Origin of the sequence: Paenibacillus endophyticus (assembly GCF_014192395.1) — a bacterium.
In the GTDB taxonomy this organism is placed as follows: Bacteria; Bacillota; Bacilli; order Paenibacillales; family Paenibacillaceae; genus Pristimantibacillus; species Pristimantibacillus endophyticus.
Window position 1 is genome coordinate 73,810 of the sequence record NZ_JACHXW010000026.1, and the last position, 23,991, is coordinate 97,800.

15 protein-coding genes are annotated in these 23,991 nt (G+C 49.6%); 13 read left to right on the top strand and 2 right to left on the bottom strand.

Going from position 1 to position 23,991, the window contains the following annotated elements; genetic code table 11:
• Positions 1-76 precede the first annotated feature (76 nt).
• From FHS16_RS27850 to FHS16_RS27865, 4 genes are all read left to right on the top strand, one after another.
• Positions 77-1,672, top strand: coding sequence for a type 2 periplasmic-binding domain-containing protein (locus tag FHS16_RS27850; RefSeq protein ID WP_183570410.1), 1,596 nt, complete (start codon positions 77-79; stop codon positions 1,670-1,672).
• A 205-nt stretch (positions 1,673-1,877) separates the two neighbouring features.
• Positions 1,878-4,124: a glycoside hydrolase family 3 N-terminal domain-containing protein gene (locus FHS16_RS27855; RefSeq protein ID WP_246432006.1), complete on the top strand. Its 2,247-nt coding sequence runs from the start codon at positions 1,878-1,880 to the stop codon at positions 4,122-4,124.
• On the top strand, positions 4,121-7,315 hold the full coding sequence (locus tag FHS16_RS27860) for an alpha-mannosidase (protein ID WP_183570414.1): 3,195 nt from the start codon (positions 4,121-4,123) through the stop codon (positions 7,313-7,315). Before FHS16_RS27855 ends, FHS16_RS27860 begins: the two co-directional genes overlap by 4 nt.
• A 75-nt stretch (positions 7,316-7,390) precedes the next feature.
• Complete coding sequence (locus FHS16_RS27865; protein WP_183570416.1) at positions 7,391-8,410, top strand: glycoside hydrolase family 130 protein; 1,020 nt, start codon at positions 7,391-7,393, stop codon at positions 8,408-8,410.
• Positions 8,411-8,473: 63 nt separating this feature from the next.
• Here FHS16_RS27865 and FHS16_RS27870 read toward each other — a convergent pair whose 3' ends face one another.
• Entirely contained in the window at positions 8,474-10,804 is a 2,331-nt protein-coding gene (locus FHS16_RS27870; protein ID WP_312891106.1) for a helix-turn-helix domain-containing protein, read from the bottom strand.
• Between the two features lie 148 nt (positions 10,805-10,952).
• Between FHS16_RS27870 and FHS16_RS27875 the strand changes: the two genes are divergently transcribed.
• From FHS16_RS27875 to FHS16_RS27900, 6 genes are all read left to right on the top strand, one after another.
• Positions 10,953-12,053: an amidohydrolase/deacetylase family metallohydrolase gene (locus FHS16_RS27875; RefSeq protein ID WP_183570420.1), complete on the top strand. Its 1,101-nt coding sequence runs from the start codon at positions 10,953-10,955 to the stop codon at positions 12,051-12,053.
• Positions 12,031-13,143 (top strand): DgaE family pyridoxal phosphate-dependent ammonia lyase, encoded by a 1,113-nt coding sequence (locus tag FHS16_RS27880; RefSeq protein ID WP_183570422.1) that lies wholly within the window; start codon positions 12,031-12,033, stop codon positions 13,141-13,143. The genes FHS16_RS27875 and FHS16_RS27880 overlap by 23 nt, the downstream gene beginning before the upstream one ends.
• A complete protein-coding gene (gene dagF / locus FHS16_RS27885) occupies positions 13,136-13,891 on the top strand; it encodes a 2-dehydro-3-deoxy-phosphogluconate aldolase (RefSeq protein WP_183570424.1) in 756 nt (251 codons plus the stop codon). Before FHS16_RS27880 ends, dagF begins: the two co-directional genes overlap by 8 nt.
• Positions 13,884-14,897: a sugar kinase gene (locus FHS16_RS27890; RefSeq protein ID WP_183570426.1), complete on the top strand. Its 1,014-nt coding sequence runs from the start codon at positions 13,884-13,886 to the stop codon at positions 14,895-14,897. The genes dagF and FHS16_RS27890 overlap by 8 nt, the downstream gene beginning before the upstream one ends.
• A complete protein-coding gene (locus tag FHS16_RS27895; RefSeq protein WP_183570428.1) occupies positions 14,884-15,630 on the top strand; it encodes a GntR family transcriptional regulator in 747 nt (248 codons plus the stop codon). The genes FHS16_RS27890 and FHS16_RS27895 overlap by 14 nt, the downstream gene beginning before the upstream one ends.
• A gap of 148 nt (positions 15,631-15,778) precedes the next feature.
• A complete protein-coding gene (locus tag FHS16_RS27900) occupies positions 15,779-15,970 on the top strand; it encodes a hypothetical protein (RefSeq protein ID WP_183570430.1) in 192 nt (63 codons plus the stop codon).
• A 123-nt stretch (positions 15,971-16,093) separates the two neighbouring features.
• Here FHS16_RS27900 and FHS16_RS27905 read toward each other — a convergent pair whose 3' ends face one another.
• Positions 16,094-16,216, bottom strand: a complete 123-nt coding sequence (locus FHS16_RS27905; RefSeq protein WP_183570432.1) for a sporulation protein YjcZ — start codon at positions 16,214-16,216, stop codon at positions 16,094-16,096.
• A 294-nt stretch (positions 16,217-16,510) separates the two neighbouring features.
• Between FHS16_RS27905 and FHS16_RS27910 the strand changes: the two genes are divergently transcribed.
• The 3 genes from FHS16_RS27910 to FHS16_RS27920 all read left to right on the top strand — a co-directional run bounded on the left by FHS16_RS27910 (position 16,511) and on the right by FHS16_RS27920 (position 23,974).
• Entirely contained in the window at positions 16,511-17,485 is a 975-nt protein-coding gene (locus tag FHS16_RS27910) for an SDR family NAD(P)-dependent oxidoreductase (RefSeq protein WP_183570434.1), read from the top strand.
• Positions 17,486-17,678: 193 nt separating this feature from the next.
• A complete protein-coding gene (locus tag FHS16_RS27915) occupies positions 17,679-20,078 on the top strand; it encodes a hypothetical protein (protein ID WP_183570436.1) in 2,400 nt (799 codons plus the stop codon).
• A 227-nt stretch (positions 20,079-20,305) separates the two neighbouring features.
• On the top strand, positions 20,306-23,974 hold the full coding sequence (locus tag FHS16_RS27920; RefSeq protein ID WP_183570438.1) for an S-layer homology domain-containing protein: 3,669 nt from the start codon (positions 20,306-20,308) through the stop codon (positions 23,972-23,974).
• Positions 23,975-23,991: the final 17 nt, after the last annotated feature.

The window sequence follows — 23,991 nt, forward strand, 5'->3', positions numbered from 1 at the left end:
TTTGCGCAGGCAAGGCCAGCTATTTCGCAATCATTTGTTATAGCGTTATGATTAGACAAAAAAGGGAGGATTTACGATGCAGAACAAGAAAAAAGGCGCAGCAGTGCTTTTGTCTGCCGCTCTAGTGGCCGGCTTGCTGGCGGGCTGCGGAACGTCTAATGACAAGGCCAAGGAAGAGGCAGAGGTTGAGGTAGTGGTGGCCAAGGAAGGCTTGCCCATTGTGAACGAGCAGATTTCGTTGACACTGACAGCGCCTGATGTCGGCATTCAGAACTGGAAGGACATGGACGTCCTGAAGGAAATGGAGAAACGTACGAACATTAAGATGGTTTTTAACAATGCACCGAAGGAAAGCTTTGATACGAAGAAAAACCTTATTTTCTCCAGCGGTGAATATCCGGATGTATTCTACGCTGCGGGGCTTACCCCAGCGGAGCAAATGAATTACGGCGAGCAGGGAATTCTCATTCCGCTTGAGGATCTGATTGAAAACTACGCTCCAAATGTCAAAAAGGTATTAGAGGATAATCCAGAGGTGCGCAAGTCCATTACGGCGCCGGACGGCCATATTTATTCCTTGCCGGTTATCGAGTTCAATCAGCCGTGGTACCGCAATCCGATGTGGTATAACGGCGATTTTCTGAAGGCGCTTGGCTATGACAAGCTGCCGGAAACAACAGAGGAACTGTATACGTACCTCAAGCGCGTAAAGGAAGAAGACCCGAACAAAAACGGAGCTGCCGACGAGGTGCCGTTGTCATCCGTCAATCTGCGTGATATTCGCACTTGGCTGCTTGGCGCCTATGGTATTTACGAGGAAGAAATCTATGTTGACGATAGCGATGTCGTTCATTACACGCCAGTTGAGGATGGTTATAAGGAATATTTAATCTTCCTGAACCGTCTGTGGACGGAGGATCTGCTGGATCATGAAACGTTCTCGCAGACGGCGGAGCAGAAAAAAGCCAAGGCCCAAAACAATCAGGTCGCGCTGTTCTCCGATTGGAATGCCTACATGACCTTGGGCGGCGAACCGAGCATGGATGATCCAATGTTCTTGCCGGTCAAGAGTGAAAAGGTGGACAAGGCTGTCATCGCCAAAAGCAAGGGCGTAACGACAGGAGCTTTTGCCATCTCCAAAACCAACGCTTATCCTGAAGCTTCGATGCGCTGGGTGGACTACATTTATGGATATGAGGGTGCGATGCTATTCAACAAAGGGCCTGAGGGCGTTTTGTGGGAGTATACGGATCGCGACAGCTTGACCAAGAAATATTTGCCGGTTCCTGGCGGCGGAGACCGCGAAGATTATCGCGCAACGCTGACGCCGAACTACGGTATTCCAGCGCCAACGATTTCGATTCCTGAAATTCAACTAGGATTGACTACCGAATTTGATGAGTGGGTGATGAATGAATCCAAGACCAAGCTATTGGATAAAGGCTCACGGATACCATACCCGACTTTATTCCTCACAGCAGAAGAGCAAGCTGAGGTAACGACGCTGACCTCGGATCTGACTACGTATGTACGTCAAATGGAAGCCAAATTCATTACGGGCGCCGATACGTTTGACAATTGGGAGAAATATGTTGCTACTGTTACCAAAATGGGCGGCGATCGCATGAGTGAAATCTATCAGGCCGCGTATGACAGATGGAAGCAAAGCTAACGATTAGAGCTTAAACAGCTAGTCCGAGCGAACCAAAGCTATCAGACAAAAAACAATCCAGATAGACTGCATTCGCCGGCTGCGGCTCCATCCGCAGCCGGCATATGGCATGAAATCTGATCATTTAGGGGAGGTGTGCTTCCAGGTGGACAAAGACAACAGGCAGGCTGAGGCGGGGAGGAAAGCACAGGATCTGATCGCCCGCATGACGCTTCCCGAAAAAATCGGACAATTAATACAGCCTTTTGGCTGGAAGTGCTATGAGAAGCAGGAGGATGGAAGCATTCGCCTGACAGACGAGTTCAAGGAGCAGCTGCGGCAAGGAGCGGTGGGTTCGCTGTATGGCGTGCTGCGAGCAGATCCCTGGACAGAAGTTACGCTTGCCACAGGACTGTCACCCGAGCAGGGGGCCAAGGCCATCAATGAAATTCAGGCATATGCGATGCAGCATTCCCGCCTCGGGATTCCGGTGCTGTTCGGCGAGGAATGCTCGCATGGACATATGGCGATCGGAGCGACGGTATTCCCTGTACCCATTCTGCTTGGAAGCTCCTGGAACGTAGAGCTGTACAAAGAGATGTGCCGTGCGGTTGCCCTTGAAACACGCAGTCAGGGAGGCGCCGTGACTTACTCGCCGGTGCTTGATGTTGTTCGCGATCCGCGCTGGGGCCGCACAGAGGAATGCTTTGGCGAGGACCCTTATCTCATTTCCGAGTATGCAGTTGCGGCAGTTGAAGGCCTGCAAGGCGAGAATCTTGCTGACGAGAACAGTCTGCTTGCAACGCTCAAGCATTTTGCAGGTTATGGCAGCACAGAAGGCGGGCGCAACGCACAGCCCGCGCATATGGGGCTGCGCGAGCTGCATGAGGTCGATTTGCTGCCTTTTCGTAAGGCGGTAGAGGCCGGCGCGCGCTCCATTATGACGGCTTACAATGAGATTGACGGTATTCCATGCACAAGCAATCCCTATCTGCTTAACGAGGTGCTGCGGCAGGAGTGGGGATTTGACGGCTTTGTCATTACGGATTGCGGTGCGCTTGGAATGCTTGTTAACGGGCATAATGTCGCAGCAAGCGGCGAGGAAGCGGTTAAGCTGGCGCTGGAGTCCGGAACGGATATGGAGATGTCGGGAGAGATGTTCAGCAAGCATCTGCTGGCCGCAATTGAACAGGGGCTATTGAGCGAGGAGACGCTGAACAAAGCGGTTCTGAGAGTGCTGCGCTTGAAGTTTGAACTGGGATTGTTTGACCGTCCCACGGTCGATCCAGCAAAGGCAGCGCAGGTTATCGGCAGTCTGGAGCACAAGCAGCTGGCTCGCAAAATGGCGGCTGAAGGAATTGTACTGTTGAAAAATGAGCGGCAAACTTTGCCGCTGAATAAGAATATAGGCAAGGTTGCTGTGATTGGCCCTAATGCTAATGCTCCATATAATCAACTGGGAGACTATACCTCGCCTCAGGAGGAAGGACAAATAGCAACCCTTCTGGATGGTGTGCGAGCTGCGCTAGGCGAGGATCGGGTTTTGTATGCTCCCGGCTGCCGCATTAAGGAAGAGGCACGGGAGGGTTTCGCAACTGCGATTGAATGTGCACGGCAGGCTGACGCCGTTATTGTGGCAATCGGAGGTTCAAGCGCCCGGGACTTTGGCGAGGGAACCATCGATCTGGTGACGGGCGCAGCTGTAGTGACCGACAACGCGCAGAGCGAAATGGAGTGCGGAGAAGGCATTGACAGAATGACGTTAAACCTACTCGGCTCACAGCTGGAACTGGTGAAAGAACTTCGTAAGCTGGACAAGCCGCTTATCGTTGTTTATATAAACGGCCGTCCGATTGTCGAGCCATGGATAGTGGATCAGGCCGACGCGATTGTTGAGGCCTGGTACCCGGGGCAGGAGGGCGGACATGCTCTTGCCGATATTCTGCTTGGTGACGTTAATCCATCTGGCAAACTGACAGTAAGCATTCCTAGACATGTCGGACAATTGCCAGTCTACTATTACAAGCGCCGTACACGGGGCAAACGTTACCTGGAAATGGACTTTGAGGCCCAATATCCGTTTGGCTACGGGCTTAGCTATACAAGCTTTGAATACTCGGGGCTGCAAATCGAGGATGCCGCCGCGGGCGAAGATGGTTATGCGGCGGCGGTTGTAAAAGTGCGTAATAGCGGCCAAATGGCCGGGCATGAGGTTGTGCAGCTATATGTGACAGATCATGCCGCCACGGTTACTCGTCCGCAAAAAATGCTCAAGGGCTTCTGTAAAATCTGGCTGGAGCCGGGAGAGAGCAAGCAGGTACGCTTCGTCATTGGAAGAGAACAGCTGGAATTTGTCGGCCAGCAGCTGCAGCGAATTGTTGAGGACGGCGATTTCACGATTATGGTCGGGTCCAGCAGCGTGCATTATCTGGAGGCGCCGCTGCGCGTCAGCTTGGAGGGAAGATCATCTTGAAATCCGTTCATCGTTTTGTCCGCTGGCTGGAACAGCGGCAATGGGTGGAGCAGATCCAGCTGACCCATTGGCAATTGAATAAGCTGCGCTATATCGAGCCCGGCGTCTATGAGCCTATTTCGGAAGGCTGGGCGTCGACCGATCTTGCCCAGCTTAATGAAGGGCATGGCACAACCTATATGCTGCGTCATCAGGTTGCATGGCCAGAAAATTGGCAGGCGGGAGACGCCGCCCTTCTGTATGATGGCGGAGGCGAAGGCTTGCTGCGACTGAGCGGAGCACCCTATCACGGTCTGGACAGCAATCATTGGTTTGTGCCGCTGCCGCAAACTTATCAAGCGGGCGACGTACTTGATATGGAGATTGAGCTGTTCGACCCAATCCCTGAGCCGGTAGATCCGCTTAACCGGCAATCGAGACAAAAGCCGCCGATTAACGGCGTTTCGGTCTCGCTGGTACAGGTCAATTGGCCAGTCTACCAGCTGCTTTTTACTGTACGTGCGGTACAGGAGTCGGCTGCGTTGCTTCCAGATGGAAACCTGCAGCGAACCCAGCTAATCTTGGCGCTGGAGGAAGCTATCGACAGCCTGTATGAGCCGGGCAGAGATACTTTCATTGATGTGTCCGCTTGCCAGCAGGCGGATGCTAAGCTGAGAATGGCAGCGGAGGCAGCGCAGCAAGCAAGCGGCAATAACGGACTGATGCATATGGTTGGACAATCGCATATTGATATTGCTTGGTTATGGCCGATAAAGGAAACCGTCCGCAAAGCAAGCCGCACCTTCTCTACCGTCTGTGCGCTGATGGATCGTTATCCTGATTTTTATTATTCGCAAAGCCAGCCTATTCTGTATGCATTCGTTAAGCAAAACTACCCGGAGCTGTATGAAAACATAAAGGGGCGGATTGCTGAAGGACGCTGGGAGCTTGTAGGCGGCATGTGGGTTGAGCCGGATCTCAATATACCAAGCGGAGAGTCGCTTGTTCGCCAAATCTTGATTGGCCAAAGATTCTACGAGGAGGAGTTCGGTCAGCGCTCAGGGATTGAGTGGCTTCCCGATACCTTTGGCTACTGCGCTTCGCTGCCGCAGCTGCTTAAGCAGGCCGGAATCGACTATTTCATGACGACCAAGCTTGGCTGGAATGATACAAATGAGTTTCCGCATACGTTGTTCAACTGGGTTGGCATTGATGGCACTAGCATTGTTGCTTATCAGAATCACGGTTTGAACGAGGATACTCGTCCAAAGGATGTGCAAGAGCATTGGCAGGCCTATAAAGAGAAGGACCGGCACGGTGAGCTGATGCTATTGTATGGCCATGGAGACGGAGGCGGTGGAGTCACGCATGAAATGCTGGAGTATATCGAGCGCTCGGCCTGCATCCCTGGCCAGCCTCAGGCGAAATATTCAACTGCACGGCAGTTTTTTGATCGAATAAGCAGCAGCGGGGTTAAGCTGCCCGATTGGCATGGCGACTTGTATTTGGAGCTGCATCGCGGCACCTACACGACACATGCCAAGAACAAGCGAAGCAACCGTCAAGCCGAGCAGCTGTATCGCGCTGCCGAAGTATGGCTAAGTCTCTCCGGCCTGCTTGATCCGCAGCGCCAAAGTCAAGCGGGACAGCAGCTGGAGGACGGCTGGAAGCTGCTGCTGCTCAATCAGTTTCATGATATTATTCCTGGCACATCCATTCCGGAGGTGTACGAAACCTCATCCAAGCAGTATGGGGAAATTATGAGGCTGGGCAATGCCGCACTGGAGGAAGCGATGGGGATGCTGGCCGGCCGTATGCAAACGGAGAATGAGGGAGCTGCCTACGTTGCTTTTAACAGCCTTGGCTGGGCAAGGGATGGATGGGTCTATATTCCGCTCCAGCCGGGCATGGAACAGCTGGCCGCTTATGATGCGGAGGGAGAACTGCCGTGTCGTATAGAAGCCCCATTGGAGCCGGGTGATGCGAGGCAGCTAGCTGTGCGGACGGGATTGATTCCTGCCTTCGGCTGCAAAACGATCTGGCTGCGCCAGGTGGATAGCGCTGCTCAGGATGCGCACTCAGGTGCGGAACAGCAACACGTTGAACAACAGGCTGCAGAAGCTGATAAATCTACTGGCATCGGCGTATTTGAAACCGATTATTATACGATTGAACTGGATGAACAAGGGCTTATCAGCCGCTTGTACGACAAGCCTTGCGATCGCGAGCTGCTGCAGACAGGGCGGCGCGGCAACGAATTGCAGCTATTCCATGATACGCCGCTGCTATGGGATGCATGGGACATTGCGCATGACTACGAGAGCAAACGCGCAGACGCGCAGCAGCTGACGGGCTGGCGCATACTGGAGCGCAGCGACGAACGTATCGTAATCGAGCTGAATTGGCAACTGAGCCAGTCGCGAATCAGACAGCAGATGATGATTCCGATTCATGATCGCTGCATCGAATTCCGTACTTACGTCGATTGGCAGGAGAATCACAAGCTGCTTAAGGCTGCTTTCCCAATTGGGTTGGTGAGCGGCAAAGCGACCTATGAAATTCCGTTTGGCGCATTGGAGCGCACGACCCATCGCAACACAAGCTGGGAGCAGGCGCAATTCGAGGTATGCGGCCACCGCTGGGCTGATTTGTCTGAGCATGGGTATGGCGTAAGCCTGCTGAATGATTGCAAGTACGGCTATGACATTAAGGATGCTGTCCTGCGCCTTTCGCTGCTTCGCGCTCCGGGCTGGCCGGATGAGGGAGCCGATCGGGGCGAGCATGTTTTCACTTATGCGCTATATCCGCATGAAGGCAGCTGGCAGCAGGCCCAGACCGTTCGTGTTGCAGCTGGTCTCAATGAGCCATTGCGGGCGATCAAGACGGGTTCTACTTTCGATATCGCCAAGGAAAGCCTGGGCTTTGAGCATTCCTGGATCGATTTGGCAAGCGGTCAGGTCATTCTGGATACGGTAAAACCAGCCGAGGACGGCACGGGAATCGTATTGCGGCTGTATGAATCAGCTGGCGGCCGCTCGGAAGCTAATATCGGCTTAAGCGGAAAGCTGCTTGCCGCCGGTGAACGGTTTGCTGTAACCGAGGTCAATATTCTGGAGGATCGACTGGCGGACTTGACGATGAGCGGCGATAGGCTCTTGCTGAGCTTCAAGCCTTTTGAGATCAGGACGATTAAAATAACGACAACATTATAACTGGGCAACCTCCCCAAATGCGGTAGTTCTTACTGGCTACCGAGCGGGAGAGCGCCTGGCAGGAGGAGAAAGATCATGCAAATTACGAGGCATCCGAACAACCCGATTGTTGTGCCGGGAGGATATGACTGGCGGAAAGTAACGGTTTTTAACCCGGCGGTTATCATTGATAACGATAAATTTTATATGATCGAAAGAACCGCGGAGTCGCTGACGCCATGCAAAAACTATTTGGGCTTGCTGGAGAGCGAGGATGGCGTGAACTTCACCCATGTGAAGGACGAGCCGATTGTAACGCCGGATATGCTCGGTTTTCCTTATGGCAGCGTACAGGACCCGCGTCTGGTCAAGATTGACGGTACCTTCTATTTGAATTATGCGCTACGTCCGTGTGCGATGAGTTATTATCCGACAGGCGCTGGCGTGCCTGCCAGATCCATTCCCGAATATCCGGATGGATGGGGGGAGCAGGAGGGGCATTGGCTGACTCGCTCATCCATTCTGAAATCGCAGAATTTGCTGGATTGGGAGTTTGTTGCTGATACTACGCCGCTGGATATTAACGATCGGGACAACATTCTGTTCCCTGAGAAAATTAATGGCAAGTTCGTTCTGCTTCGCCGGCCGGAGGAATATGTGGGCGAGCAGTACGGAACAGAAAAAGCGGCAATGTGGATTACCTATTCCGATGATCTGATCCATTGGGAGGAGCCGAAGCTGCTTATCAAAGGAGAAAATCCGGAGTGGGAATCCCGCAAAATCGGCGGCTCCACACCTCCGATTAAGACCGACAAGGGCTGGCTTGTGCTGTATCATGGCGTGGACGAGGAGATTGTGTACCGTGTTGGAGCAGTTTTACTGGATCTGGAAAACCCGGAGAAGGTGATCGCGCGTACCCGTCATTTCATTATGGAGCCGGAGGCTTATTATGAGAAGTTCGGCTTTCAAATTCCCAATGTCATCTTTCCGACAGGCAATGTCGTCAAGGATGGGCTGTTATACATTTATTATGGCGTGACCGATACGGCGATTGCGCTGGCTACAGTGCCGCTGGATGAATTGGTAGCGTATATTCTGAACGAGCCGGAGCAATAACAGGATAGCAGGGGCAAGTGATCCGGCTTCGGCCATTCACTTGCCCCTGGTCTGTTTGGGCTGTTAGTAGGAAGGAGTATTGCTTTGACAATGCTGCTTGCGGAATTGCCCCGGGGTTAAACCGCTGTCCTTCTTGAACTTGCGGATAAAGTTTGGGGCATCCAGATAGCCGACCCGCTCAATAATAATTTGGAGCGGGTCGTTGGTAACGATAAGCAGCCTTTTTACTTCGTTCATGCGCAGCAGCCAAATATAATGAGTGAAATTCATACCCATTTTTTCTTTGAAGCTGCGGCTAAGATAAGAAGTGGATACGGAAAAACGCAGGGCGATATGCTCAAGGCTCAGCGTATAGTCAGCAAAGTTCTGGTCGACGTAGGCAACCAAATCATCAATCAATGAGGGCTGGCTGGTTTCCGTCTGATGATTGACTTGCCTGCAAACCTCGCCGGCCAGCACGGCCAGCTTGTTCTCGAATTCCTCGAGCGTGTCAAAGGAAGCGAGCGCAGGCACGCGGCCAAACACGTCGCCCATGTCCAAATCAGCAGCGGTTCGTAACATCGTATTGAGTATGTCGAAGCATATAAGTCGCAATATAGGGACAGAAAGCGACTCCTGCTTAATTTCCTGCACCATGCCGGCAAGCATGGACTGTGCCAGCGGCTCGTTTCCTTGCTTTAGGCTTTGCTCCAGCCTAAGAATCGTTTTTTTGGACAGCCAGAACGTTGCCTGCGACACTGCCTGCTTATTCTGGAGATGATCAAAGAAGGTGATGCCCGGCTCTCCCGGCTGCCGATAATCAAGGGCGGTCGAGGCTTCTATAAAAGATTGGTTGATCTTTGACAAGCTGGGATATATCGTGCCCACGCCTATATGCGGCAGCGCATCCGTCTGTTCCAGAAGCAGCGCCCGAATGTTCTCAAAAAGGCTGTTAATCGCAGCTTCTTGCCGTTCGGGCTCTTGGTCTGGCAACAGTACCATAAGCGCAAAACGGTCACGGACAGAAAATTCAACGCCATATACTTGAATCTCAAGCTCTGGAAATGACAATTGGCTGAGCAGCTCCAGTTGAAGCATATGATCCGGCTGACGGGGTTCGTCTTCCGGCGGAGAATCCCAGGAGAGCACAGCCGTGAAATAAGCTACTCCGGCATTCGGGGGCTCAAGCCCTGTCTCCATAATCATTCGTTCGATCTCGGGATCGTTTGGTTTGCCATGCTTCAGCAGCAGCATGAGGCATTGATTGCGGACAAACGGCGTCTGCCAGTGAATACGCGCCTTATAGTCGCGAAAGGTCTGGGTAATCCATTCCCATTCGTTTCGTACCTTGAGCGCTTCATCACGGCTGCCTGTTTGCAGCCTGGCAAAGTCTATCAGATTTTTGATCGGATGATACTGGCGTCTCGCCAAAATAATGGCTACCACAATGCCGGTCAGAGCCGCGATAGTAAATACGAGCATGATCAGCGTTTTGATGTGGACCACGCTTTCAAAGAACTGGTAGGTCGGCATAGTGGTCGCGTAGCTCCAGCCGTTCTCGGTGGATTTGACCGCTACAACGGATTGCGTCTCCCCATCCAGACGGATGCTGTGTATGCCTGTCTCAAGCTCTGCAATGTCAGTCAGTGCTTCCCTAGAGAGCGCTGTTCCGTTCGTATTGGAGGTCAGTACCTCGCCGGTGGGCGACAGAATGTAGCTGTTGCCCTTGTACTGGTTAAGTATGGTGTCCATAAGACCGGTAATCTTGGCTTCCTTGAGCAGAAACATGACCGACCCGTACGGGTAGGGATCACTGGGTTTGATCGGGATGAGCAATGTAAGCAGAGCTTCCTCTCTCGAATAAATGGAGACAGGCTCGGCGGGACGAATAAGTGGAGCAGTGGAGTCGTTAAGCGCTTTCAATAAACCTGCGCTGCTCCAATTATGATAGATATATACCTTGTTGAAGAGGGTCATCGGATTGGTCATGCCTTCATAGGAATATATTTCGTCCCTGTCATGGTAATAGAGAAAGAGCTGCTCCACAATGCTGCTGTTGGCCGTGTAGCTCGCGAGCGTGTTAATGCCTTCCCGACTGCGATAGGGATCGCTCATCATATAGGGAGTCAAATGCTCGTCATAGGATATACGGCTGGCGATTTCGTAGAGATCAGACATATGGCCATCAATAGTCAGCTTGACTTGCGTCAATTGATTAAGGTTGGCCCGCTCGATTTCCGAGCGCAAATTGTAGGCTGCATTTTCATAAATAAAGATCGTTACGACTGTAAGCGGAACCAGAAACATGAAAATGTATGACGCTGCATATTTGAACAGCAGGCGAGATTTGTATTGGCTCCAATATTTGCTGATGTATTGAGTCAGTGTATTTGCTTTTATTTTGAATTGATGCACAAGAACGCTCCTTTTCTTCATTCATATAAACATTATAACGTTATATTTATTTTGATGCTAGATTGTGTTAAGCTGTTTTTGAAAAAATAATTGGAGCAGCTTTTCGAATGGGCATGGGGTAAAAGAGCCAGAGAGGGGCAGGAATGAAGTGAAGGATTTTATTTTGCACAATGTCAGGCTATTGTCAGGCGAGAAGACGGCGATTGTAGTCAGCGGCGGGCGGATTATTAATATAGCGCCACAGCTCCCGGCAAATGCGGCAGGCTGCAGAATGGATGGCAGGGAGGCCTATGTTTCCAGCGGCTGGATTGATTTGCATGTTCACGCAGATGCCGCTCTGGAGCCCTATGGAGATGAAATCGATGCGATAGGCATCGCTCAGGGCGTTGCCACAATTGTGGATGCGGGCAGCTGCGGAGCTGATCGCATCGGCGGTTTGCATGCAGCAAGCCAGAAAGCGCTAACCAATGTGCTTGCCCTGCTGAATGTATCGCATATCGGCTTGACACGGACGGATGAGCTCTCGCAGCTGGCCTGGTTGAACGAGCAGCTGCTGCGTGAAGCGGCCGAACGGTATGGCAAGTTTATTGTGGGCTTGAAGGCGAGAGTAAGCAGCAGTGTAGTCAAAGAGCAGGGAATTGAGCCGCTGCGCCTGGCTCGCGGCTTTGCTGATCGGCTGGACTTGCCTCTCATGCTGCACATCGGCTCGGGGCCGCCTTCCATCACAGAGATTCTGCCTTATTTGCGCGGCAATGATGTGATTACACATGCTTTCAACGGCAAGGCTAACGGATTGTTTAATGAGCAGGGGAGAGCGATACCCGAGCTTGTTGCCGCAATGGAGCGCGGTGTGCTGCTGGATGTCGGCCATGGCACGGCAAGCTTCTCGTTCAAGGTGGCAGAGCGTGCGCGTGCGGCAGGAATTGCACCAGACACAATCAGTACGGATATCTATCGCGGCAATCGGCTGAACGGGCCTGTGTACAGCATGGCGCATACGCTTGATAAATTTCTTCTTCTTGGTTATTCGCTTGAAGAAACGATTGCACGGGTGACAAGCATGCCCGCAAGCTGGTTGAAGCGTCCGGAGCTTGGGCGGATGCAGAAGGGTGACATCGCGAATTTAACCATTTTTTCAGTGCAAGAAGAAGAGGTATCCCTGACAGATTCAGAGGGAGAAACTCGGATGGGGATGCAGCATATCAGACCGGAAGGGGTAGTTGTAAATGGCAAGTACATTGCAATCTAAATATGGCCTTAAACGGGTTGTGAATGCCAGTGGGCGCATGAGCATTCTTGGCGTATCCGCACCGACGGATAACGTAATGGAAGCGATGAAGCAAGGCGGTCAGAGCTATGTTGAAATCGCTGAATTGGTAAAGCGCTCCGGAGAGCATGTCGCTTCAGTTATGGGTGCAGAGGGAGCGGTCGTTGTTAATTCGGCGTCTAGCGGCATCGCGTTGTCTGTTGCGGCTGTAGTGACAAGAGGATCGGAGCGTGCCGCACTTCGTCTTCATCAGGATCCTATATTGAAAAACGAGATCATTATGTTCAAGGGCCACAATGTCCAATACGGGGTGCCGGTCGAAACGATGATATATTTAGGCGGCGGGAAGCTGGTCGAGGTTGGCTACGCAAACGAGGGACATGCGGACCATCTCGAGCAGGCGATTGGCGAGCGCACGGCGGCTATCCTGTTTGTCAAATCCCATCATTGCGTACAAAAAAATATGATTGGCCTAGAGGAAGCGCAGCAAGTAGCCAAGCGACATGGGGTACCGCTCATTGTGGATGCAGCGGCGGAGGAGGATCTCTATAGCTATGTCAAGCTTGCGGACTTAGTCATTTACAGCGGCTCCAAGGCTATAGAAGGCCCGACCTCGGGGATTGTGGCAGGTCGAAGGCCGTATGTGGATTGGGTGCGCATGCAGCTTCACGGAATCGGCCGCAGTATGAAGGTAGGCAAGGAGGTTGTTTTTGGGCTGCTGGCCGCACTTGACGAATATCTGGTCAAGGAAGATAAAAGCGGGCAGGAGAAACAGGCGCTAGAGCAACTGAAGGTGCTGTCGGATTTGCCGGGAGTGTCTGTGGCTATCGTACAGGATGAAGCAGGACGCTCCATATTCAGAGGCAGGATTAGGCTGGATGCATCCGTCGCGGGCATTGGCGCGGGTGAAGTGAACGATCAGCTCCGCGAGGGGGATATTGCGGTGTATACGCGGGATTACGGCGTGCGCCAAGGCTACTTTGATCTGGACCCGCGTTCCCTTCAGGGAGATGATCTTGAAGTTATCATTGAGCGTATACAACAAATTGTAGGAGGGGAAACACATGTCTAAGCTGGAGAAACGCCTATACAAAAACAGGGCGGCACTTAATGTGCTGACAGGATCATTGGAAAATACGAAGCAGGTTTTCGCTGCGGCAGAAGGGCATGTCGTGGTTGGAATTTTGTCCAAAAGCTATAATACGGTCGAAGCGGCTGTGGAGGCCATGCGAGTGCATGGGGCGTATGTTGAGGACGCGGTATCGATTGGACTGGGCGCAGGCGACAACCGCCAGGCGGCGGTTGTGGCGGAGATCGTGCGGGAATACGAGGGCGCGCATATCAATCAGATTTTCCCTGCTGTAGGGGCTACCAGAGCTAACCTCAAGGAACGCGCGGGCTGGATTAATGCGCTCGTATCTCCATGCGGCAAGGCAGGCTATGTGAATATTTCAACCGGCGTCCATAGTGCGCAGCTTGAGCAGAAGGCGATTGTGCCTGTAGAAGCGGCCATTGCGTTGGTCCGGGATATGGGCGGAAATGCCTTGAAGTATTATCCGATGCACGGGCTGCGCTACGAGGAGGAGTACCGTGCCGTGGCTGCGGCCTGCGCAGTTGCGGGATTTGCGCTGGAGCCTACAGGCGGCATTGATATGGATAATTTTTCCGATATCTTGGAAATTGCGCTGAAGGCGGGTGTGCCTCAAGTCATTCCACATGTGTACACTTCGATTATTGACTCGGCTACTGGTGAAACAAGACCTGAGCAGGTGAGACAGCTGCTAGAGTCTCTCAAGCATTTGGTGGACAAATATGAGTAAAATTGCTGCGTTCGGCGAGGTGATGATGAGGCTTGAAACACCTGGCTACAGTACGCTTGCGCAGGAGAATCAGCTTAACTATTCCTTCTCGGGCACCGGTGTCAATGTACTGTCGGCGATGTCCCGGTATGGTCATGAGGCTTATCTCATTTCTGCGCTGCCGAACAATGCGCTGGGCGAGGCGGCGGCAGCGAACTTGCGCAAGCTGGGATTGTCCATCCGCCATATTATGCGCTCGGGACAGTATCTGGGCATGTACTTCTTGGAGAAGGGGTTTGGCGCAAGGGCAAGCAAGGTCACGTATAACGACCGCTTAGGCAGCAGCTTCAATACGGCAACGTTTGGCGATCAGCAGCTGGCTGCGGCGGTCGCAGAGGTGGAGGTGCTCCACTTTTGCGGTATTACGCTGGCGATGAACGATCAGGTTCGCAGCAATATGCTCCGCCTTGCTCGGGAAGCGAAGCGACAGGGACGGACGGTTGTATTTGATTGCAATTATCGGCCGACGCTGTGGGGGAAAGATGGTTATGAGCGGGCAAAATGTCATTATGAGCAGATGCTTCAGCTTGCGGATATCGTTATGATGAACGAAAAGGATGCCATGCTAGTGCTGGGAATGCCGACAGCTGCACTTGAGCGGGAGCAGCAGTTGCAGGAATTGCTTCCGGCAGTGGCGAAACAGTATGATATCCAGACGATCGCAGGCACTCATCGGCGCATTAACGGAGACAACACGCATTCGCTAAAGGGATTTATATACAGCAATGATCGTCTCGTTCTGGGCAGAGAGCATAGCTTCTCTGTGTATGATCGCTTAGGCGCAGGCGATGCGTATGCCAGTGGTATTATAGACGGCCTGCTGCGCGGGCTTCCTTTGGAGCAAGTGGTTGAATTTGCAGCGGCAGCTGCAAGGCTGGCCCACACGATTCCGGGGGATACGCCGCTGTCCACGCGCGAGGAAGTTGAGAAGGCTATCCATAACGAGACAGGTGATGTGGAAAGGTAGGGGACATTCGGTGTCCATTTCACGAAAAAAGGGTCCGCTCTATTTGCAAATCAAAAATATTATAAAGGATCGGATCATGCACGGAGTATATCCGCTTGGGAGTTTCGTCCCGGCGGAGCCGTTGTTGGAGCAGGAGTTTCAAGTAAGCAAGATGACAGTGCGCAATGCGATTCGTGAGCTTTCCACAGAAGGCTACGTCGAGAGAAAGAGCGGGGTAGGCACAATCGTGCTGCGCAATACGTCCTCCACCAAACTATCCAAGGGTAAGCGCTTCACAGAGCTGCTGGTGGAACAGGGACATCGCATGGAGAAACGGCTGCTCGGAGCAGAGATGGTGAATACGAAGACAAATGCTGAACTGCTGGAGCTGTTTGGAGAGAGCTGCCAACGCATTGAGCGGCTGTATTTGCTGGATGAGCAGCCTTATATTCATTTTCAGCATTATATTACGCCGGGCGTCGCACTGGTGCAGGCCGAAAACGATAAAGGTGCATTATTCTCTTCCTTGTATGAATGGCTGGAGGAGAAAGAAATCACGCTGGAAGGCTTCCGTGATCGCTTTCTTGTAGAGGCGGCAGCAGCGGAGAGCGCCGCCGTTCTAGGGGTGGAGCCGGGAACGCCAGTGCTCAAACGGCTGCGGCGCTCCTATGATAGCGAAGGCAATCTCATTGAATACAGCATCGGAATTTACAACACGCAGCTGCATCCCTACTTGGTTAGCTACGACGCTTGAACGGAATTGAAAATATGCTCATAGGTTCCATACGTGGAGCTGCAAGCTGGCTATGCAAGGAAGAGCTATCGTAGGCACATTTGCTTTGCGAAAAAGCTCTTCTTTTTCATGTGCCGGAATAAAAAGACTACGGTAAGAAAATGGTTATGTGGTACCTGCGGCTAAGACGGGAAATGCGATTATTGAAACCCAATCCAATGGCGGTGCATATTCCTTGCTGCTTAGTATCAATAATTCCACTGACATTGCCAAAAGCTTAGGCACAATGGATACGAATATTAGCATCCAAGCGAATATATCGCTGGTTGAAATGGCTAAACAAATTTGGATCGACCTATAGCGATTGAACTCCATGGGTCATTAAAAGAAAATAAGGCCCAATAATGGGCCTTATCGAGTAACGCTATAAAACCAAGCAGTCCGAACGCATGGAGGTTACGTCTAGACTGTATATGAGCAGAAGTTAGTAACCGCCGCCGTATCCGCCACCAAAAATTCCACAGCTACAAGAGATAATTACCAACAAAATAAAAAGTACCAATATAAAACCAATACTGTTATTAGCGCCGCCTACAAAACCACCCATTAAATCTTCACCTCCCAATGTCTTGAGTACCATGTAGATTATGTGAAGATGGCACTTTGTGTTTGGACGTTTGTGACGTAATGATATTAGCCCAAATGAAATCCAAAAGACGGCAAATGCTGAGATGGCTTTTTTCCATAAAGCTTATTTTCTTTTAGGAATAGGAGGCAGGCGAAAAGGAAGTCTCCTTCAAATAAAAAGTCCCAATAAAGTGATTGACCAATCAATAACGAGGTGGTAAGATGAATCAAAGTTAGTGATTGATCAATTACAAATGAAATGGGGCAAATAAAAATGGAAAAAGCGATTGTTATTGGAGCAACGGGCGGGACGGGAGCAGCAATCACGGAAGAATTGGTCAAACGGGGAATACATACCATTGCTTTTGGACGTTCGCGTCAGAAATTGGAGCAGATTGCTGGAAAGCTGGGTAATCCTAAGCATTTGAAGCTTGCCGTAGGGAACGCTATGCGACCTGATGATATTGTAGCCGAGGCAGGCGACGCAGACGTATTGTTCCATTGCGCGAATGTACCCTATCACGAGATGGTGAATAATCTAATTCCGTTAGGCGAATCGGTGATGGAGGCGGCAGAACGGCTTGCGATTAAAGTTGTAGCGATTGACGGAATTTATCCGTATGGGAGAAGGCAGATGGATCTTGTCACGGAAGAACATCCCAAACAGCCTCATACGATAAAAGGAAAAGTACGTCTGGACTATGAACGGATGTTGTTCAGTAAGCGTTGGACCAAGGCCGAAGTCATGATTGTTCGCTTGCCCGATTATTATGGACCTACGGCTAATGAAGCCTCGTATTTAGGTTCTACCCTGGAAGCGATAGCTGCTGGAAAAATGGCTTTTTTTGTTGGAAACATGCATGTTCCACGCGAATTCGTCTATTTGCCTGATGCGGCTTCGATGGTTGCTGAGCTGGCAGGCAAAAGCTTCGCTTATGGGCAGAACTGGAATATACCGGGAGCCGGGCTTATTTCGGGGCGAGAAATTGTACGGATTGCACAAAAGGCCATCGGCCAAGCTAAACCGGTCATACCGATGAGAAAATTTGGTTTATCGTTGATAGGCATGAGAGTGCCCGTGATGAAAGAAGTCGTCGAGATGCTTTATTTAACCGAAGATCCGCTGACGCTGAGTGGAGAAAAATACAAACGATTTATCGGACCGATCACCGCGACGCCTTTCCAAGAGGGTATTACCGCGACTGTGTTGGCATTGCAGGAAAGCAAGGCATCTCTTGCACTAAAGTGATTGATCAATCAATCATTAGGGAGGGAAACAGCGTTTAAAATGACGTAGTATGGGCAACAGTCGACTGCAAGCTGACAGCTGGGTTGCAAGTAGTTCCAGAACCAGAAACTACCTGCCTTTTATTGAAACTTTTTCCAATTAAATGCGTCTAATGGATGCGGTTATTTTGGGATGGATAAAAGGGGGGGCTGTCATGAATCGGCGTATGCGAACTTTCATCATACTGGGTAGCATTACCGTTATAACGCTTTCCATTGTATTGTTCTACTCAATAGCTACTAAGAAAGCCAATCATGTGCCTGCTGTGGAGCCTGCAGTTTCTATAGAATTGCCTGATGCGGGAGAAAGTGCTTGGCAGCCCATGGAAGGCGAATTTATGACTGACAAAAAGGAGCCTCAGGTGCTGTGGAAGCGAGGTCCGCAAACGATTTATGTGCAGGATCTTCATCTCTACTACATCTCGGACGAAGCGGGTGAGGAAGTGCTGCACGAATGGAAGAAACCGCTGTCTGCGCAGGCATGGTTGAATGGAGAGCATCTGCTCATTGGCACCCAGCTTATAGAGGAGGGTTCCGGGAAAGAGGGACGCCGAGGAGATTGGATGGCGGTTCGTATAGAGCCTAAGCCGGTCGTGACGACTCAGGAGGAATTATTTTTTGGGCCGCAAGAGGTGCTGACCATGACGGCGGCAAAGGAACCGCGTCTATTCTTCGTCAAAGCGATCAATGGACCTGGCTTCTCGGAGCATATATTTGATCCCTCCAGCAATAAGTGGGTATCTTTGAATAGGCAGTTCATCGATGATGCTGCTATGAAAAAAACGGAAAAGGCACAAGGCTTGCATTACTTCTCTGATACTCAATCGTTTCATGGGACTTCAATCTACGCTTTCACCGATGAGATTGGCGGCATTGTCTATATCCCAGAACCTAATAATGATGCGTGGCGCTATGCCGGTTATGAGCTGATTGACGCCAAGCAGGTGACCTTTCTGGAGGATTCCCCGCAGTTCATAGGACGTTTCCGCAGCCAGGACGGGCAGGAAGCATTGACGTTTATCAATAATGGATTTAGCTCCCTGCTTCCGGCAGAGCCAAGATTGTGGCAGAAAGATTGGCAAGCGCTGAATCCCCGTACGTTCACATATGCTTCGCCTGGCCGGTTGGAGGTTATTCAATACAAGGACGGGGGCGCGAAAAAACGTAACCCGCCAATATACACGCAGTTCTCAACCCAAGGTGCAAAGCTTGCAGCTGCTAAAGGGTCGTTCATGGAATTTGAATTAAACGGGGAAACAAAATATATTTCCTGGCATGATCTCATTCATGCCGAGAATTCAAATCCGGAAGCGATCTGGGCGTCCGCCATAAACAATGTCACCGTAAAGCGAGAAAATCGGCCGCCCCATTCCTTTGATTGGGTTAGTCATGATGTACTGGAATGGAGCTTCGAGGAGGATAATACGAACGCTTCAATTCCAGCGAAGGTTAAGCAGGCGGTGGACGAGGAGCATCAGGATTCAGATTATAGTTTTGCGAAGACATACCGTAAGTTCGGATCTCGGTGGTATGTGCTCGTTGACCGGCAATTCTACGAGTATAAAGACAACGAGCTTGTAAAAATCGGCGAATTGCCGATAAAGGTCACTGTTACTACTGGAGAAGGGTTTTCCAGTCGCGGAGCCAGAGATTTCGCTCGCGTGGCTGACGGATGGATCGTTGCGGATACGGAAGGCTCCCGGGTGCTCTTGCTGAATGATAAGCTGGAGATCAAGACAAAGCTCGAAGTTGCAGCTCCGTATCAGCTTGCGCTTGAAGGCGAGCAATTGCATATCGCTTCAACTGCTTACCGATACTCTACAGATATGGCATTGAGGCAAATGAGTGCCAAGCCGCAACCGTTTCAATCTACAGCCGGTATGAAAAAGACGGTGTTCGAGCATTTTCACCCACAAGAGTGGTATCAAGATCGGCAAAGCGGACTCACGTGGTACTATCTTAACGGTTATTTGTATCAGTATGATGAAGGGAAGCGGGAGTATCGTTCATCCTACATCGGTTATAATGAGAACGCGATAGCGGGGGTGCGGATTATTCCCTATGAAGATGAGGTCATTGTGTTGCTCGACCGCCGTTTAGAGCGTTTTGACCGACAAGGAAGATGGCTTAGCTCTTTAGCGTTCCCGCGTTCTGAGCCCGATGGCATCTATGACCGTACGACTCAAGGGGAAAATAGCTTGATCATCGACGAGGCGACGGATGTCTTTTACCTTGTGCAGGGCTATCGCATTCTCGGAATTGATTGGAAGCGGAATGAGGTAAAAACGATCTTTCGGCAAAATTATGCAGATATTGGCGAGCTTATTAAACATGGGGGCTATCTGTACTTTATGTTGCGGAGCAACGAGAACGATCGATATCGGCTTCAAGAGGAAGGGAAGAACGCAAGGACGAAGATGCATACCGAAATTGTGAAGATTGACCTGCGATCTCTCAGTGTGCATCGGTCATTAGCAGAGGGCTATTATGACGAAATGTCCATAGATGCCGGCGCTGACTCTCAGCCTGCCTTCGTCCTGATGAGTTATTCCTAAAGACTTATCGGCTAACTGGGTGCGATCACAATTGTAACAGCCGCAGGTGAAGCCTATTATGAAAAGCGCGACTCATACAGGCTCAGAGACAGCTTATTTTCATGATTATTCATTACAATTTAATTGAATGAAATATAATTTCTTAATAATAATTGAGTTTTAATTTTACATTACACTGTTATAGTACTCCTTGAATATAGATTTTACTAAGGAGTGAAGGGAAAGTAATGAAAGCAAAAGTATTATATAAGACAATAGTAATCGCATCAATGATAACGCTGCTGGGGGGAGGATTAAATACAGGAGTTGGTCATAAAAATTATATATATGCAGCAGATGCAACTGCGCCATCCGTCCTGATTGAAGATTTTGAAGATGGAATCTCAGATGTGAAATTTAATCCTAAACGTATGTACGACGCTACGCTGCACTTGGAAAACAACAAAAAGCATGTAAGAAACGGACAATATTCGGCTAGAATTGATTACGATATGATTGGCATAGTAGATAATCCCTCTCAAATTGAAGTAGGGTATAACACAGGAAATATTCCAGTAACCGGTTACCCTACTAAAGTAGGCATGTGGGTTTATGGGAACAATGAAGGGCATTTGCTAACGACAAAATTTAGAGATGCGGGTGGATCATCGTTCCAAGCAGAATTCTATAATGCGGATCAATTAGGTGTTGACTGGTCTGGTTGGAAATATATTGAGGCGAATATTCCGCAGGGTAAACCAGGTCCGTTTGTCCTTGAATTGTTTTTTCAATTGAAACAATCGAATATGAGCAAGAAAAATAAGGGCTCTATTTGGGTAGATGATATTGCCTTTATCTATGAGGAAGCTGACGAGGATAAAGACGTTCCAATCATTAAACCTATAGCACCTGCCCCGAATGAAATATTAACCGCGCCACTTGATGAGTTAAAGGTTGAGTTGACGGATAACGGATTAGGTCTGGATTTGGATACATTATCTGTTCTTTTGGATGAAACGGATATTACTGATGAAGTGCAGTATTCTCCAGATACAAATTTATTAACGTATCCAGGAGAATATGTAGATGGCGGTTATCATGAGCTTGTTATTGAAGTGAAGGATAAGGCTGGTAATCCAGCAGGGAGAACATTCGCCTTCACGATGAGTGCAGGAGAGCGTTTATTCATGACTGCTGATAAGGAAGCAGTAAGTAATGAAATTTATCCAGTTCAAGTTAGCATTAAAGATTATTTGAATGCAGATTCGGCAAAATTCGCATTACGTTATGATGCATCTATCCTTCAAATCGAGAGCATTACTCAAGTGACTGGAGCTACCCTAGCCTCGGATATTGATAATGAGAATGGAATGGTTCAGGTTACGCTGGACAACATACCAGCAGTTGCAGCTAATGGTATCGTTACTGTTAACTTTAGAGTAAGTCCTCATGCTGTACTAGAGCGCGGCGAAGATTACAAAACCATAACGATGAGCCATACAACTCTTACTGCGGGCCAAGTTCAGACCAGCTCACCGCTAGCCGCTCCAATTCACTACACAATTGCATTTCCATATCAGCTGGAAATGACGGGAGTTGGTTTGGGCACCCCTTCTTCATTTACTGTATTAGATCGTGAGGGTAAACCGTTTGAAGGGGCAGATATTGTCTTCACTGGATTGTTAAAGCAAAGCTCAGTCATAACAGTTAACACTGTAACTTCTAATGTATATGAGGACGATGACACATCTTCTGATGTATTAATGGTAGCTAAAGCTGGTGAACGTTATTATGCTTCAGCAGAAGCTGAAGATGGATTATTCGAGGTTATTTTTACAGATGGTCAGACAACAGGCTATATCGCTGAAGCTGATGTCAGCAGCCAGCTATTGAATGGCAGTCTTGGTAAAACAGATGCTAAAGGACAATTAATGACTGACTTAACGACATTGGCACTTGGAACTTATCAGGTTCAAGCTGTCAACGGTGACCAGAACAGTAAGGTCGTCAATTATGAAGTCGTTGAGCAGTACGGCACAGAGATACCTCAAAATGTTCAAACCTATGTGGCAGAAGATATGTCTTCGCAGCTTAGCGCTGCATGGCAAACAAATCCTGACCGGACATTTACTTATATTCAATATATTGAGGCTAGTGAATGGGGAGCAGCGGAAAACGCGGATATGAATCATGTAAAACAGCAGCAAGCTGAGAGTGAGCTTCAGGTGCTTAGCATGAAGGAAAATGGATCGAAGGGCGAGATCCGGTTCCATAATGTCTTGATTGAAGGCTTGAAAGCAGATACCACTTATAAATATCGTGTAGGTTATGAGGATAATTGGTCGGAGTGGCATGAATATTCGACAGTTGATCAGAATAAATCAACACCGACCTCATTCTTGTATGTTACAGATTCTCATACGAATCAATCACAAGGAATACAGGCCTACCAAGAACTTATGAATAGTGCATTGAAACAGCATCCATCGACACAGTTTGTTATGCATGGCGGGGATATGGTTGATGTAGGCGGCGCATTTGAAGAATGGCAAAAATTCTGGCAAGCATCTTCGGTCTATGCAACAAAAATTCCAACTGCTCTAACATTGGGAAATCATGATGTGAAGAGCGAGGGGAAGGAAGTATTCACCAAGGGTGCGAATTTTCCAAAGAACGGGCCAGAATCTCAACTGCAATATGTGTATTCCTATGATGTCGATGATACTCATTTTGTCATATTAAACTCAGAGGGCACAGAGGAACAAATGATTGATCAAGCAGCATGGTTGGAAGAAGATTTGGATAAAAATAATAAAAAATGGACGATCGCTATGTTTCACCGTCCTGCCTACCATACAGAAAATGGTCGAGAAACCCTAGTGGAGTATACACAAACGTATTTTGCACCAATATTAGAAGAGAAAAAAGTTGATTTGGTTCTCGTTGGTCATGATCATGTGTATGCGCGTACCTATCCCATGCAGAATGGAAAGCCCAATAAGGCTACAAATGAAGGTACCGTATATCTTGATGGCGGTGCATCAGGCTGGAAATTCTATGATGGTACGCAATATAATTATTTGAGTCATATATTCGATGAGAACATTCCTGTATATTCCGCTATTGAAATTACTGAAGATGGGATTCATGTGGAAGCACGTACGAGTGCGGGGGATAAGATCGATGAGTTTTCCGTCGTAAAAGCAGCGGAAAGCGAGCCGTCAACGCCGACACCAACACCAACACCAACACCAACACCAACACCAACACCAACACCAACACCAACAACAAAACCAACACCGACACCAACGTCTTTGGAGCTGGTCTTCAACGACAAGGTAGATGTTGATGCAGTTAAGGCTATCGTAGAAAAAGAAAAAACTGCTCCTGCTTTAAGCTTTACAGATGTCTTAGCATCTTCGTGGAGTGCCTCAGTAATTGAGCGTGCGGCTAAGATGGGAATTGTAACGGGATACAGTGATGGTTCATACCATCCTAATGCAAAGGTAACTCGCGCCGAATTCGCCACGATGCTTGCCAAAGCTTTTGGCCTAACGGCTGCAAGCACTTCTTCATTCTCTGACACGCAAGGGCACTGGGCTTCAGGAGCAATTGCGGCCTTACAGGCTAAAGAGTTAATTACGGGCTATGGTGATGGTTCTTTCCATCCTAATCAAGAGATTTCTCGTGCTGAGATTGTTGTCATGCTTGCTCGTCTGACGAACTATAATTCCAGCACATCCAATCTATTCACAGATGTAGGTACAAACTGGGCTTCTGAACCAATCAATGCTTTCGCCTCTGCAGGTATCGTCAGCGGTAAAGGCGACGGATTGTTCAAACCGAATGAAGCTGCTTCCCGAGCTGAGTCCGTTGCGATGATCATTCGTTTGTTGGATCAATTGCTTGTACAATAAGTTGTTAGAACTTATAT